This is a genomic window from Tetzosporium hominis, from assembly GCF_002265435.1.
Taxonomy (GTDB): domain Bacteria; phylum Bacillota; class Bacilli; order Bacillales_A; family Planococcaceae; genus Chryseomicrobium; species Chryseomicrobium hominis.
In genome coordinates, this window is the sequence record NZ_NOKQ01000016.1 from 1 (window position 1) to 232 (window position 232).

1 pseudogene is annotated in these 232 nt (G+C 42.7%); it reads right to left on the reverse strand.

Annotated features, from left to right (window positions below):
- Positions 1–45: 45 nt before the first annotated feature.
- Positions 46–232 (reverse strand): annotated as a pseudogene (locus CF394_RS00045) (FAD-dependent oxidoreductase); the annotation flags it as partial.

A 232-nucleotide genomic window follows, 5' to 3' on the forward strand; every position in this document is an offset into this window, starting at 1 on the left:
AGTGATAACACCTTTTAATTCGTTATCTTCTACAATTAGCTATTATACAACAGACTGATGTACAGAAAGATTTTGCTGTTCTTCCATCAGACCCATCATTTCTTGTTGGTATAAGACTTTATCTGCCTGTGCAAGTAGCGCACGGACAGCAGGCCCTTTCCCTGTATTCAACATACGCATTTGGATGTCGGTACGGTCGATGACTTTCCCCATAGCACCTCCAAGAGCATCG